Origin of the sequence: Paenibacillus senegalimassiliensis (assembly GCF_001486585.1) — a bacterium.
Taxonomy (GTDB): domain Bacteria; phylum Bacillota; class Bacilli; order Paenibacillales; family Paenibacillaceae; genus Fontibacillus; species Fontibacillus senegalimassiliensis.
Genome location: NZ_LN909041.1, coordinates 37,592 through 51,521, shown reverse-complemented (window position 1 = coordinate 51,521; position 13,930 = coordinate 37,592). Strand labels below are relative to the sequence as shown.

Here is a 13,930-nt window from a genome sequence, read left to right as displayed (position 1 = left end):
ATATGAAGTGGTTCTATCGGATCTTTTCCCTGTGTATGGGCTTATTGTTTCTTTTCCCACTGATCTGGATGCTGGTCGTCTCCGTGAAAAAAGAAGGCATGAAAATCATTACGGTCGTGGACTGGTTTACGCCCCCCTACTCGCTGGCCGTGTATCATGAGATCATTACGGGGACTAAATTGCTGCATTGGTCGTGGAACAGCTTCTTTATCGCGGTCTGTGTCACGGTGCTGACGTTGGTCATTGCGGCCATGTCGGCCTTCGCCGTATCCAAGATTCCTTTCCGCTATCGAACCTTCATGTTCTTCTTCATTCTGGCGGGGCTGCTGATTCCGGGTGAGGCCATCCTGATTCCTTTGTATCAGGTTGCCAAGGATTTGGATATCCTGAACTCGTATCAAGGGCTGATCCTGCCTGCCTTGGCTTCACCATTTGCGATTATCATACTTAAGAGCTTCTTTGATGGCATTCCTAACGAGCTGTTGGAAAGTATTCAAATGGATGGTGGCGGCGTGTGGAGAATTTTTACCAGCATTATGCTCCCTTTAACGCGGCCTGCTCTGGTATCCATCGCTATTCTGACCTTCATCGGCTCGTGGAATAACTTTCTGTGGCCGTTTATGTCGGTAACCGATGATAACTTGTTTACCTTGCCGATGGGGATTCCTACCTTGATGAATCAATACACGGAGGACTATGTGAAGCCGATGGTCATCAATACGGTCGCCTCGCTGCCTATTATGGTGTTGTTCCTTATTTTTGAACGGCAGATTATAAAAGGGGTTAGCCTTTCGGGAATAAAAGGGTAAAGGAGGATAAGAAGGGGATAAGAATAGAAGGAATTTGCACTGAATTCGGAGAAACTAAAGAGAACGATTTGAGGACTACCCATGAGTATTTAAAATTAATCAGAAGCTGACTTTCTGAACTATTTCTCTAAGTGCGTGTTCAAAAAGTCGGGTTTTCAGGACCAAGAAGGTTGGATGAAGCTAGGGACTGAGTAGCGGAGCGTACGTAGTGGGTACGTGAGCAACGGAAGGCCCGGCTGAATTCAAGATTCGATGTCGAACCTGCTTCTCGAACTGCTTCGTTCTGGAAAGCTGACTTTTTGAACAACCTCTCTAAGGAGCTAAATATGAAGACACATCATCGAAGCAATGACAGCAGCAACTTACACATTAACCAGGCCAGATCCGGCGTGGCCTTTATTGAAGAAGTTCGTCGTACCGAGGTTCCCTACGGAACGCTGGCTTTGTGGTTCCTTGGACAAGAGAGCGTCATTATCAAGGGAGACGGCATCACCATCTATGTGGACCCGTATGTATCGGGTGATTTTGACAATGAGCTATGGAGACGAACCTACCCGGCACCGATCCGTCCAGAGGAGATACAAGGAGTCGATGTCTGCTTGATCACTCATGAGCATAACGATCATATGGATGAGAGAACTTTGCTGCCGCTGCATCGTCAAAATCCGGCCGCGTTGTTGGTAGCGCCGGGGTGCTGTCAGCCCATGCTCCAGGGATGGGGCATTGCCGAGTCCCAAATTCGGGTGGCGGATGATCGCCAGCCACTGGAGTTATCCTCCAAGCTGCGTGTAACCCCCATTGCAGCGGCCCATGAGCAGCTTGAACGGGATGACAGCGGCAACCCGAGATACGTAGGTTATGTGCTGGAATTAAACGGTGTTACGCTCTATCACGCGGGCGATACCTTGGTGTTCCCTGAACTGTTAGAGCAGGTAGCTGCGTTGCAGCCGGACGTGGCCCTGCTGCCGATTAATGGCAGAGATTACTTTCGGGAGCGCCTTGGCATCGTAGGCAACATGGATTACCGGGAAGCGGCAGAGTTCGCTCACGGGATTCATGTGGATACCGTCATTCCGCTGCATTATGATCTGTTCGCTGTCAATGCGGAGAAGCCCGGCTACTTCGTCGACTATATATACGAGCACTTCCCGGAGCAGAAATGTCACGTTATGGCTCGGGCCGAAAGGTTCATTTACGCTTCTCCGCACGCTTTTCTTAGCAAATAGGGAGCCTTCTGGCTCCCTTTCTCTAGTAGTTGCTGCTATATTGCCCCGGCCCCAAGTCACGCTCAAAGGCTACAATCCAATCTCCTTGAACGGCCGCGTATCCAACATCTCCTTCGGCGACAAGTCCATACAATTTCTTGACGTCCAGATACTCGTGGCGTTCCCCATTATCAAACTCCAGGGTTATGTAGTAATAGGTACGTGAGGATGAGGTATGCACATGATGATCACCAGCAGGACTGCTGGAATTGTGCTGTACATCCATACGTTTGGATATGATGCGCGCATACCGGCTGCTTCGGGGAGCGCTGGCATTTTTGACATAACGGGCTCCATTCGTAAAAATACCAACAATCACAATGACAAATACGATAACTATAAAAATAGGGGCTAATGAGAAAATATCAAAACCGCCTTCGACTACACTCATGGTAGTTCCTCCTCTGCTATTCTCTTTATAATTACGCAGTCTGTGCCAGAATGTTTCACTGTGCCCTCCCTAAGTGCGCAGCAGCACGGATTGTGAACGCATACGAATTGTGATAAACTGGGATCATTATAAATGAACGGAGGGTTCCCTGTGATTAACATTAAATTCCGTTTTGCAACTTTGCGCGGCTAATTGAATACAGCCAAAGGCTCTGCACCCGTGCAGGGCAAACGGGATAGGTGTGCTATGATAAAGGGAACCTTGATGACTTTAGAATAGAATATGCCTTTTTTGCTGGCGTCCGCTCTGGTGGCAAGCTTATTTGCCTATAGAATGACTGCGCCGGGGAAGAGTGCCGTTTGCGTAGAACATGGGTGTGGGCCGCCTGTGTTTTATTTTTTTCCCAAGGGAGGAAATCATTTATGATCGAGGAACAGCAATTGGAGCAACGTGCGGTTCTGGTAGGCGTTAACTTGAACCATCAGGAGGACTTTGAATATTCCATGGAGGAATTGGCTAATCTGGCCGAAGCCTGCGATATTCAGGTCGTTGACCAGCTTACGCAAAATCTGCCCAAAATCAACACCTCGCACTACATTGGTACGGGGAAAATTATAGAAGTGCGAGCCTTGCTGGAGGCGCACGAAGGCAACCTGGTCATTTTTAACGATGAACTGTCCCCTTCGCAAATTCGCAACCTGGAGGCTGATCTGGACTGCAAGGTTATCGACCGTACCCTGCTCATCCTGGATATTTTCGGGCAACGGGCCAAGACGCGGGAGGCGCAGCTTCAGGTTGAAGTCGCACGGTTGAAATACATGCTGCCACGGCTGATCGGTCTTAGAGAATCACTGGGTCGTCAAAGTGGCGGGGTAGGCACGAAGAACCGTGGCGTCGGGGAGACGAAGCTGGAACTGGACCGTCGCCGGATCGAGGAACGAATTACGGCACTGGGCAAAGAATTGGATACGCTGGTCGCCCATCGGCAGGTGCAGCGCAAGCAGCGGAAGAAGAACGAGTTGCCTGTGGTGTCCCTTGTCGGTTATACGAATGCGGGGAAATCAACCATTATGAATGCCATGCTGGAGCGCTACAGTCCGGAGCAGGAGAAGCAAGTGCTGGAGAAGGATATGCTGTTCGCTACCCTGGAGACCTCGGTGCGGAGCATCCCCCTACAGGATAACAAGGCGTTCCTGCTGACGGATACGGTTGGCTTTGTCAGCAAGCTACCCCATCACTTGATTAAGGCCTTCCGCTCGACGCTGGAGGAAGTGGCTGAGGCCGACCTGTTAATTCATGTAGTGGATTATTCCAATCCGGAGTTCTCCCGTATGCTGGACATTACCCACGAGACTTTACGAGAGATCGGTATCTCGGATATTCCGGTCATCTATGCCTACAACAAATCAGACCTGACGGAGCAGTCTATTCCTGAAGTGCAGGGTGATATTGTATACTTGGCAGCGAAGCCTCGCGTAGGCATTACCGAACTGATTGATGAAATTCGCAGCCGGGTGTTCAAGGACTATATCCAGTGTACGATGCTGGTCCCTTATGATCAGGGTGGGGTTGTCTCATACCTGAATGAGTACGCCAACATCTTCGATACCAGTTACGAGGCGGAGGGGACGAAGCTTTCTCTGGAATGTCGACTCAGCGATTACGGCAGATACCGTGAATTTGTAGTTGAAGCTACGGAATAACTATGTGATGTATAAAGGAGACTTGGCGATTATGGCAGATATGTTGGTGAAGCTGTACGGCTTGCCCACGTTTGAATCAACCGGGCAATATGAGGAACGTACAGGGGTTATGATTCGCCGGGCGCTTGCCCCGGAGAAGCATGTGGTCACGCAATGGATTGGCGAGCATTTTGGCCCGATGTGGGTTAGTGAATGTGAGGTGGCTTTCTCCAGATCGCCGATCACTTGCATTCTGGCGGTAGAGGATGGCAAGCTACTGGGCTTTGCCTGCTATGACACGACAGCCAAGGGCTTCTTCGGACCGACCGGAGTAGACGAGAACGAGCGGGGACGTGGCGTGGGCAAAATGCTGCTGCTGCATACACTTGATCTGATGCGTCATGAAGGTTACGGTTATGCTGTAATTGGGGGAGCCGGTCCTGAGGAGTTCTATGCCAAAGCGGTAGGTGCCGTCGCTATAGAAGACTCGAAGCCAGGTATATACAAAGGGATGCTGCGATAACGCGCATCCCTTTTTTTGTTCTGTTTTTATGTTCTATTGTGCATTAGTGTCCGGTTCCGGAGTGGATGTCCAGCGCCGGTAAAATCACCTTGAAGGCGGCTCCTTGACCGGACTCGCTTTGCACACTGATCGTGCCCCCGTGGGCTTCTACAATCGATTTGGAAATAGCCAGGCCTAGGCCGGCGCCCCCTTGCTTGCGCGTCCGGGAGGCGTCGCTGCGGTAGAACCGCTCGAAGACGTGGGGCACGTGTTCTTGGGCGATGCCGGGCCCGTTATCCACAACCTCGAACTCGGCCAGACCTGCAGTTCGGGTTAGACGTACCTTGATTTGCCCCTGAATGGGGTCAGTATGCTGTACGGCATTATGGAAAATATTCAGCACGACCTGCTTGATCTTGTCCTCATTGCACATAGCCTGAACATCCGGCTGCAACATAAAGTGTACGGTGCGTTCTCCGGCCAGCATGCGCAGGTGGGGCTGCATTTCTGCGATCGTCTCATCCAGGGATACCAGCGTTCTCTGCACGACCGGGGTACGGTCCAGTTTGGCCAAAGTAAGCAGATCCTCAACAAGCTTCTTCATCCGCTTAGATTCACCTAGCATGCTGTGAAGCGCGGTGTGCAATTGCTCTGGTCGGTCGGCTGCGCCGCGAAGCAACACTTCCAGGAAGCCATGAATTGCCGTGAGCGGAGTGCGTAGCTCATGGGAAGCATCGGCGACGAAGCGGCGCATTTGCTCCTTGGCTTCCCGCTCGGCCTGGAAGGAGCCCTCCAGCCGCTCCATCATACCATTGAAGGAGACGCCTAGCCGATCAATCTCCGATTGACCCGTATTTGCCGGGAAGCGATTGTCCAGGTTGCCTGCATTAGTATCCTCCACCGTCTTGACCATCTGATTCAGCGGGCTGAGACTTCGGCGCAGCAGGGGCAAGTATAAGGCCAAGCCCCCGGACAGTGCCAGTAGGGACAGGCCGGCGAACGTCATTAGCTGACGAACCACAACCTCCCTCAAAGGAGCCGTAGAGGAGCCCATTTGTATGAGCCAGGTGCGTTCCCCTGTCTCGGCGGGCAGGACCACTTGACGGAAGACGACTAGCTGCTCGTTGCCATTCTCATCCTCAAGCAGCCGATACTGGTCGGGCTTGAGATGTCCTGCGGAACTGGCCAGCAGGGTGGCGTATTCTTCATCGGTCAGGCGGGGCGAAGCAAGACCGGATGATGTACTCAAGTCAATAAATCCGTTGTCACTGCTAATGATGGCCAGGGAGGAATCTGGCAGAAACAGAATCGGCGGGCGTCTGCCTGTATTATCATCCGAGGCGGACGCTCCAGGCTCGGCCTCCTCCACCCCCCAGCGCTCAGGCCATTGGCCGGTTCGATCGAACATCTCTCTTAGCGGTCCACGCATTTGGGAAGCCAGCGTCTCCGCTTGATTCTTAATAAGAAAGTCCCTCATGATGACATATTGAAATCCACCGATCAGGATAAGGAGCGCGGCCAGTACAAACAACGAACGGGACAAGAGCTGGAAGCGAAGCGAGCTTGGGGACAGTATTCTTCGTATCCTGCCGGTTATGCCGGGTCTGCGGCTCATGGCAAGTCGACCCGGTAACCCGCGCCCCGAAGCGTGCGAATCAGGCGATGCTCGCGATCATGCAGCTTCTCGCGCAGGGAACGAATGTAGACTTCCACGATATTCTCCTCGCCACCGAAGTCATAGCCCCATACCTTGTCCAGAATCTTGGTCTTGCTAAGGACGATACCGTGATTCAAAATCAGATATTTCAGCAACTCGTATTCGGTGGGCGACAGCTCCAGCACTCGCTCCAGATAGAGGATTTCCTTGCGCTTGTCGTCAAGCTTGAAGGGCCCGATGATCACTTCGCCGAATAATGCTGGGAATTGATTGCGCAGCCGCGCGCCGATTCGGGCTAGCAGCTCCTCGAAGCTGAACGGTTTGACCACATAATCATCGGCTCCGATTGTGAGACCCTTCACCCGGTCCTCTATCTCATCCTTGGCGGTCAGCATGATGATGGAGACATGCTCGCCGTGCTTTCTGAGCAGACGGCACACCTCCCAGCCGTCCATCCCCGGCATCATCACATCCAGCACAATGACATGTGGCTGGAACTCGTCCGCGATGCTAACGGCGCTCATTCCGTCACTGGCCGTACGCACCTCGAAGCCTTCATTCACCAGCCCCAGCTCCAGAAATTGCACGATGTGCGGCTCGTCGTCCACCAGCAGTATTTTAGCTCCTTTAACCTGATTCATCGATATCGTTCCTTTCTGCCCCTTGCATCCTATGATTTCTTATTATAAACGAAGCCCCTGAGTGTTGGCTGAATACTACCTTAAAGCTGGGGCGATATCGTCTCCCGAAACTCTTGCTTGCCCCTTGACTTTTAGGCTATACTTTTGACATTAGGACATGTTAAAGGAGAGTAATGAGATGGAAAAAGTATTCATTTTCGGACATAAAAATCCTGACACCGACACGATTTGTTCGGCTATTGCTTATGCGGACCTCAAGACCAAGCTAGGCTGGAACGTTGAGCCAATTCGTCTGGGTAACGTCGGAGAAGAAACGGCCTTTGCCTTGAAGAAGTTTGGTGTGGAAGCCCCTCGCCTGGTCGAAGCCGTAGCTTCCGAAGTGAAGGAAGTCATCCTGGTCGACCATAATGAGCGACAACAAAGTGCCTCCGATATTGATCAGGTGCGCGTGGTTGAGGTTATTGACCATCATCGGATTGCCAATTTCGAGACCAGCGGTCCTCTCTACTACCGTGCCGAGCCGGTAGGCTGTACCGCTACGATTTTAAATAAGCTGTATAAAGAAAATGGGATTGACGTGCCTGCGAATATCGCCGGATTGATGCTTTCCGCCATTATTTCCGATTCATTGCTGTTTAAGTCCCCTACCTGCACGGAGCAGGATGTGGCTGCTGCCCGTGAACTGGCTGATATCGCTGGTGTGAATGCCGAAGAGTATGGCCTGGAGATGCTCAAGGCCGGAGCTGACCTGAGTGATAAGACCGTTGAGCAATTGATCTCGCTGGATGCCAAGGAATTTGATATGGGCGGCTCCAAGGTGGTCATTGCCCAAGTTAATGCGGTAGATGTCAATGATGTATTGTCTCGCCAGGAGGAGGTGGAAGCGGCGCTGAACAACATCATTGCCGACAAAGAGCTTGATTTGTACCTGTTCGTCGTAACCGACATTTTGAACAACGATTCCGTGGGCTTGGCCCTGGGTAAGGCGGCTGATTCGGTTGAGCAGGCTTATCAAGTGAAGTTGTCCGATAATAAAGCCGTACTGAAGGGCATTGTTTCCCGTAAATCGCAAATCGTTCCCGTACTGACGGACATCTTCAACCAACGCTAAAGACGTGGTGCACAACTGAGAATGCTAGTTAAATACTGCGTGAAAAAAGAGCCTTCAAGGCTCTTTTTTCATGTCAGGAGCTAAATGATTAAACATTTCTTAGAATTTAAATCTCTCCAGTTGGTCCCATAATCCTTCTTCCCGTAAAATCTCCTGCTGCTTCGGGCCGATCAGATCGAAATGGGGAAATGGAGAGCGGTGATGAATATATTTTGACGGAAGACCGTGGGCTTCGCACCAAGCCTTCAAACGTTCTATATCAGAGCAGCCAACCTTGGTGACGGTTCTGGAATCAGGGAAGCGCGGGTCCAGCCAATAATGCGTCAAATAGCCGATCTCCCCACGAGCGACCGTCTGTTTCCATGCCGTTAGCTCGGCACGCGTTACTCCAAAAGCCATGATATATCCTCCTTTGACGATTTATTATATCATAGGAGTTCATTGACAATAAATTTTGGCCTATGATACCTTAGGCATGAAGTTGTAGCATGTGGAAGAAGACGAATTTAAGAAAATACGTGAAAAGTTTCCATTCAACTTATATACTTGAGGTGAGATAGATGGCTAAGAAGAAGTCGCGCAACATAGCCAGTGCCCCGGCGCATGCAGGGGATAAACCGGCTACACTGAAGGATTTGCTGGGGGAAGATACACTAGCAAAGCTGAAAGCGCAGGCCACTGAGCTGAAGCAGGAAGAAGAGCAGCGCCAGCAGGAAGAGCGTGCGCGTAAGGAAGAGGCACGGCAAGCGGAGCAGAAGCGACTCGATAACAACTTTGAGCACTTGCTGAACAACAGCGAGATGGACTGGAACAAGTATAAATAGAGTGGCTATTTTACGGATAAAGGTGGATGAAGGGTTCATTTATGAGTAAATTCAAACGGGATTATATCATTACAATGGATGATATTGTTAGGGAAGGAGAACCTATCCTTCGTGTCGTGACGGAGCCTGTCAGCGTGCCTCCCACTGAGGAAGATCGCGAAGAGATGGCGGCCATGCTGCAATTTCTGAAGAATAGCCAGGACCCGGAATTGTCCAAGAAATACAAGTTGCGTGCAGGTGTTGGCTTGTCCGCTAATCAAATCGGGCTTAACAAGCGGATGTTCGCCGCTTTGCTGAGCGATTCGGAAGGTCAGGATCGTCCTATCGCTATGTTCAATCCGAAGATTATCAGTCATTCCCAGGCAATGACTTACCTGCCTGAGAGCGAAGGTTGTTTGTCCGTGGACCGTCCGGTACAGGGGTTTGTGCCACGTTATGAGAAAGTACAGGTCAAGGCTATGGACGAAGAGGGAAACGAGGTCAAACTTCGCTTCAAGGGCTTTGATGCCATCGTTATGCAGCATGAGCTTGATCATTTGAACGGTATCATGTTCTATGACCATATCAATAAAGAGCATCCATTCAAGCTACCGGATGGCGTGCAAATTGCCAGCTTATATTAACAATTAATTGGAGGAATTACATTGTCAACACAGTCCATTACATCTATGGTCGACCATACCCTGCTCAAGGCGGATGCAGGACAGGCGGCCATTATCAAGCTGGCGGAGGAAGCTAAGGAGTACGGCTTTGCCTCTGTCTGCGTTAACCCGGTATGGGTAGAGACCGCGGCACAGGTGCTGCAAGGAACTCCGGTGAAGGTATGTACAGTCATCGGCTTCCCGCTCGGGGCTTCGGCCCCGGAGGTTAAGGCATTCGAAGCGGCCCATGCCATTGCCCAAGGTGCGGGCGAGGTTGATATGGTGATCAACATCGGCGCGCTTAAGGACGGTAACGATGCCTTGGTCCAAGCGGATATTGCCGGAGTTGTCCAAGCCGTATCCGGCAAAGCCCTGGTGAAGGTCATTATTGAGACCTGCCTGCTGACAGAAGAAGAGATCGTGCGCGTATGCAAGTTATCTGTGGAAGCAGGGGCAGATTTCGTCAAGACGTCAACCGGCTTCTCAACCGGCGGAGCTACCGTGGAGGCTGTGGCCTTGATGCGTAAGACCGTGGGTCCTGAGGTTGGCGTTAAAGCCTCCGGTGGTGTACGTACATTAGCGGACGCCAAGGCCATGATTCAGGCGGGTGCGACGCGACTTGGCACCAGTGCCGGGGTGGCCATTGCTCAAGGTCAAAGTGGGCTTAACGACTACTAGATAGCTTTTTTCAATGAATAGCGCTATTTCGGCATCTTGTCGAGATAGCGCTTTTTTGAGTATGAGCAAATATATATTACTATTCGCACAAAAAATATCGGAATACTATTTCCAAACATGCCAAGATGTGAGAGAATATCTAAAACGTTGAGGAGGAATAAGTTATGTCTGAGAAACGTTCATTCGCCCCTGAAACGCTAGCGATCCATGCCGGTCAAGAAATTGATCCCACCACAGGTTCGCGGGCCGTACCACTCTATCAAACGACATCCTACGGCTTTCGCGATACAGAGCATGCTGCCAATTTATTTGGTCTTAAGGAATTTGGTAACATTTATTCCCGCATTACGAACCCGACCAACGACGTATTTGAGCAGCGAATTGCTGCGTTGGAAGGTGGCGTAGGGGCGTTAGCAACCGCCTCAGGTCAGGCTGCGATTACTTTCTCTATCCTCAATATTGCCGGAGCGGGAGATGAAATTGTCTCCTCTAGCACGTTGTATGGCGGAACCTATAATCTATTCTCCACCACTTTGCCCAAGCTGGGCGTTCATGTGAAGTTTGTAGACTCCTCCAATCCGGAACATTTCCGGGCCGCGATTACGGAGAAGACGAAGGCGCTATACGCAGAGACAATCGGTAACCCCAAGGGGGATGTGCTAGATATTGAAGCGGTTGCGGCAATTGCTCATGAGTATGGTATTCCGCTGATTGTTGATAACACGTTCCCTAGTCCGTACTTGTTGCGCCCGATCGACTTCGGGGCAGACATCGTTGTTCATTCTGCTACCAAATTTATAGGGGGGCACGGAACATCCATCGGGGGAGTTATCGTGGATGGAGGTAAGCTGGACTGGGCTGCCAGCGGGAAATTTCCGGGACTTACCGAACCTGATCCAAGCTATCATGGTCTTGTATATACCGAAGCTGTGGGGCCGCTTGCTTATATTATTAAGGCTCGAGTCCAATTACAGCGCGATCTGGGAGCCCCCTTATCTCCATTTAATGCCTGGTTGCTACTGCAAGGGCTGGAGACTCTTCATCTTCGCGTGGAGCGCCATAGTGAAAATGCCTTGAAGGTCGCCCGGTATTTGGAGGGACATGAGCATGTAGAGTGGGTCAGCTACGCCGGTTTGCCAAGTCATGATTCCTACGAGCTTGCCAAGAAATATTTGCCGAAGGGTCAGGGGGCCATCCTGACATTTGGTATTCGCGGCGGGGTAGAAGCAGGGCGTAAGCTAATTGAAAGCGTGAAGCTGTTCTCACATCTGGCGAATGTCGGGGATTCCAAGTCGCTGATCATTCACCCGGCCAGCACTACGCATCAGCAGCTTGCGGAAGCGGAGCAAGAGGCAGCAGGTGTAACGCCTGGCTTAATCCGGCTCTCCGTAGGGACCGAATCCATTGACGATATTATTTATGATCTTGAGCAAGCCATTGCTGCCAGTCAATCCTGAAGGCAAACGATGGGCATGCAGCTTAAGGGGAATCCAATGTTCACCACATTGGGATTCCCCTTTTTTTATTGCAGATATAGGCATAAAGTGCATTTACATCCGATTGAATTTGGTTTAAAATGAAGCTAAAGTTTCACAAGGCCAAAATTATTGTCCGAGTGCAACAATGATTATCGTTCTCAATTGCGAGCTGCTCCGGGAGATTCCCGGGGCAGCTTGCGCCATTTTCAGGGAATTAACAATAATATTCATTCTCAGAGAGAACATACTGCGCTAAGAGAAATTCAAGGGATTCAAGGAGGAGAAGAAGATGGAAGCTATTCATAGAAAAGCGATGCCTACTTTACAAAAGACAATGAATCAGCCCGATCCGGGGAGAAGGAGAAAGTTCTCATTGCTCCATTTGCTGCGTCATCGGGAAATGCTGCTGGCCTTAGCCAGTGGTGGATTTATGCTCGTGGCTTGGGGGATGCAAGGATTGTCCCCCATGTTGTCGGTCTTGCTGTACATTGTGGCCTATGCTGCCGGGGGATATATGAAAGCTCGTGAAGGGCTTATCACCTTGCTAAAGGAAAGAGATTTGGATGTCAACCTGTTGATGATTGCCGCCGCGCTTGGTGCCGCCTCGATTGGCTACTGGAACGAAGGGGCGATGCTGATCTTTATCTTTGCGTTGAGCGGAGCGTTGGAGTCCTTTGCCAGTGAACAGAGCCGTAAGGATATTTCGGCCCTGATCGCCATGAAGCCGGAGACGGCCTGGAAGATCGATGGGGATGGGATGAAGGAAGTAGAGGTCGGCACACTGGCACTGGGAGATTTGGTGCTGGTCAAACCTGGTGCCATCATCCCGGTCGACGGTGTTATTCGCAGCGGCAACTCAGCGGTGGATCAATCGGCCATTACCGGAGAATCGCTGCCGGTGGAGAAGGAGAACGGCGATGGAGTTTACGCAGGCACGGTAAACGGGGGAGGCGCACTTTATGTGGAGGTTGCCAGTCTGGCCGAGGGTACTTTGTTTGCCAAAATTATTGCACTAGTCGAGCAGGCCCAGCAGGAGGTTCCCGACACACAGCGGTTCATCCAGCGGCTGGAAGGCATTTATGCCAAGTCCGTCGTAGCCATCACTCTGGGGTTGATCTTGCTCACACCCTATTTGGTGGGGTGGAGTTGGCCTCATGCCTTCTACAAGGCCATGGTATTTCTGGTAGTAGCTTCACCCTGCGCCATCGTATCTTCCGTGATGCCAGCCATGCTATCGGCCATGTCCAAGAGCGCACGACGGGGCGTATTGTTCAAAGGTGGGGCGCCGATGGACCATCTGGGTAATGTGAAGGTGGTGGCCTTCGATAAGACGGGTACCTTGACGGCCGGCTCCCCGGTCGTGAGTGAATTATGTGTATCCGAGGGCTTTGACCGACTGGAGGTATTAGCGGCCTGTGCAGCGGCGGAAAGCTTGTCGGAGCATCCGCTGGCCAAAGCTATTGTACGCAAGGCCGAAGAGGAAGGCTTAATGATTCGTGCTGCGGATGAGCTTCAAGCCTTGCCTGGATGGGGCATTGAGGCGATTATTCAAGGTGAGGTGTGGCGTGTAGGTAAGGCGGACACCGAGGATGCCCGGTTGCCGGCTGACCTGAAGGACCGTCTGGTGGCATGGGCTCAGGAAGGTTATACCGTGTCATCCATTCAGAAGGATGGTCGATATGCGGGGATTATTGCCCTGCGCGATGAGATTCGTCCCCAGGCGAAGGCTGCCGTTACCCGTTTGCACAAGCTGGGCATTACCGTAGCCATGCTGACGGGAGACCGTAGCGGCACCGCTGGCGCTATCGCCAGAGAGGCAGGAATTGATCTTGTTTATGGAGATCTCCTGCCTCAGGAGAAGGTTGAGCATGTGAAGCTGCTACGGTCACGTTATGGCGGTGTAGTTATGGTTGGCGACGGCGTGAATGATGCGCCTGCTCTGGCTGCGGCAACGGTAGGTGTAGCTATGGGTGGTGCAGGGAGCGGCGCCGCACTTGAGGTGGCGGATGTGGTATTAATGAATGATGGACTGGAGCATATTGCTGAAACGATAGCCCTGGCCCGCCGCTCCCGGCGAATTGTGAAGCAGAATCTGATTTTTGCCGGTTCGGTCATCCTGCTGCTGATTGCAAGCAACTTCATTCAAGGCATTCCGCTGCCACTGGGGGTTGTTGGACATGAGGGAAGCACGCTACTGGTCATTCTGAATGGCCTGCGGTTGCTCCGCTAATTCTCGTCTTCATCATTCCTT

14 protein-coding genes are annotated in these 13,930 nt (G+C 51.5%); 10 read left to right on the top strand and 4 right to left on the bottom strand.

Going from position 1 to position 13,930, the window contains the following annotated elements; all coding sequences use genetic code 11:
• The first annotated feature begins 2 nt into the window (after positions 1 to 2).
• Positions 3 to 809 carry a carbohydrate ABC transporter permease gene (locus BN3279_RS01935; RefSeq protein WP_059048972.1) on the top strand — a complete coding sequence of 269 codons (807 nt, stop codon included), beginning with the start codon at positions 3 to 5 and terminating at the stop codon, positions 807 to 809.
• Positions 810 to 1,135: 326 nt separating this feature from the next.
• Entirely contained in the window at positions 1,136 to 2,035 is a 900-nt protein-coding gene (locus BN3279_RS01930) for an MBL fold metallo-hydrolase (RefSeq protein WP_059048971.1), read from the top strand.
• A 22-nt stretch (positions 2,036 to 2,057) separates the two neighbouring features.
• Here the strand turns inward: BN3279_RS01930 and BN3279_RS01925 are convergent, their stop codons facing one another.
• Positions 2,058 to 2,465 (bottom strand): DUF2500 domain-containing protein, encoded by a 408-nt coding sequence (locus BN3279_RS01925; protein WP_059048970.1) that lies wholly within the window; start codon positions 2,463 to 2,465, stop codon positions 2,058 to 2,060.
• Positions 2,466 to 2,887: 422 nt separating this feature from the next.
• Here BN3279_RS01925 and hflX point away from each other — a divergent pair, with 422 nt between their 5' ends.
• Entirely contained in the window at positions 2,888 to 4,168 is a 1,281-nt protein-coding gene (hflX, locus tag BN3279_RS01920; RefSeq protein WP_059048969.1) for a GTPase HflX, read from the top strand.
• Positions 4,169 to 4,199: 31 nt separating this feature from the next.
• Complete coding sequence (locus tag BN3279_RS01915) at positions 4,200 to 4,670, top strand: GNAT family N-acetyltransferase (RefSeq protein ID WP_059048968.1); 471 nt, start codon at positions 4,200 to 4,202, stop codon at positions 4,668 to 4,670.
• Between the two features lie 43 nt (positions 4,671 to 4,713).
• On the opposite strand, the gene BN3279_RS01910 is transcribed toward BN3279_RS01915, so the two are convergent.
• Together BN3279_RS01910 and BN3279_RS01905 are read right to left on the bottom strand one after the other, a co-directional pair.
• Positions 4,714 to 6,264 (bottom strand): sensor histidine kinase, encoded by a 1,551-nt coding sequence (locus tag BN3279_RS01910; RefSeq protein WP_059048967.1) that lies wholly within the window; start codon positions 6,262 to 6,264, stop codon positions 4,714 to 4,716.
• A complete protein-coding gene (locus BN3279_RS01905) occupies positions 6,261 to 6,947 on the bottom strand; it encodes a response regulator transcription factor (RefSeq protein ID WP_059048966.1) in 687 nt (228 codons plus the stop codon). The genes BN3279_RS01910 and BN3279_RS01905 overlap by 4 nt, the downstream gene beginning before the upstream one ends.
• Positions 6,948 to 7,125: 178 nt before the next feature.
• Here BN3279_RS01905 and BN3279_RS01900 point away from each other — a divergent pair, with 178 nt between their 5' ends.
• A complete protein-coding gene (locus BN3279_RS01900) occupies positions 7,126 to 8,058 on the top strand; it encodes a manganese-dependent inorganic pyrophosphatase (RefSeq protein WP_059048965.1) in 933 nt (310 codons plus the stop codon).
• 99 nt (positions 8,059 to 8,157) lie between these two features.
• Here BN3279_RS01900 and BN3279_RS01895 read toward each other — a convergent pair whose 3' ends face one another.
• Entirely contained in the window at positions 8,158 to 8,457 is a 300-nt protein-coding gene (locus BN3279_RS01895) for a hypothetical protein (RefSeq protein WP_059048964.1), read from the bottom strand.
• Positions 8,458 to 8,618: 161 nt separating this feature from the next.
• Between BN3279_RS01895 and BN3279_RS01890 the strand changes: the two genes are divergently transcribed.
• The 5 genes from BN3279_RS01890 to BN3279_RS01870 all read left to right on the top strand — a co-directional run bounded on the left by BN3279_RS01890 (position 8,619) and on the right by BN3279_RS01870 (position 13,909).
• Complete coding sequence (locus BN3279_RS01890; RefSeq protein ID WP_059048963.1) at positions 8,619 to 8,882, top strand: YqkE family protein; 264 nt, start codon at positions 8,619 to 8,621, stop codon at positions 8,880 to 8,882.
• A gap of 41 nt (positions 8,883 to 8,923) precedes the next feature.
• Positions 8,924 to 9,505, top strand: coding sequence for a peptide deformylase (gene def, locus BN3279_RS01885; RefSeq protein ID WP_059048962.1), 582 nt, complete (start codon positions 8,924 to 8,926; stop codon positions 9,503 to 9,505).
• 45 nt (positions 9,506 to 9,550) lie between these two features.
• Positions 9,551 to 10,201 carry a deoxyribose-phosphate aldolase gene (deoC, locus tag BN3279_RS01880; protein WP_059048961.1) on the top strand — a complete coding sequence of 217 codons (651 nt, stop codon included), beginning with the start codon at positions 9,551 to 9,553 and terminating at the stop codon, positions 10,199 to 10,201.
• 164 nt (positions 10,202 to 10,365) lie between these two features.
• Complete coding sequence (locus tag BN3279_RS01875; protein ID WP_059048960.1) at positions 10,366 to 11,658, top strand: homocysteine synthase; 1,293 nt, start codon at positions 10,366 to 10,368, stop codon at positions 11,656 to 11,658.
• A gap of 310 nt (positions 11,659 to 11,968) precedes the next feature.
• Positions 11,969 to 13,909, top strand: a complete 1,941-nt coding sequence (locus BN3279_RS01870) for a heavy metal translocating P-type ATPase (RefSeq protein WP_059048959.1) — start codon at positions 11,969 to 11,971, stop codon at positions 13,907 to 13,909.
• The last annotated feature ends 21 nt before the right edge of the window (positions 13,910 to 13,930 follow it).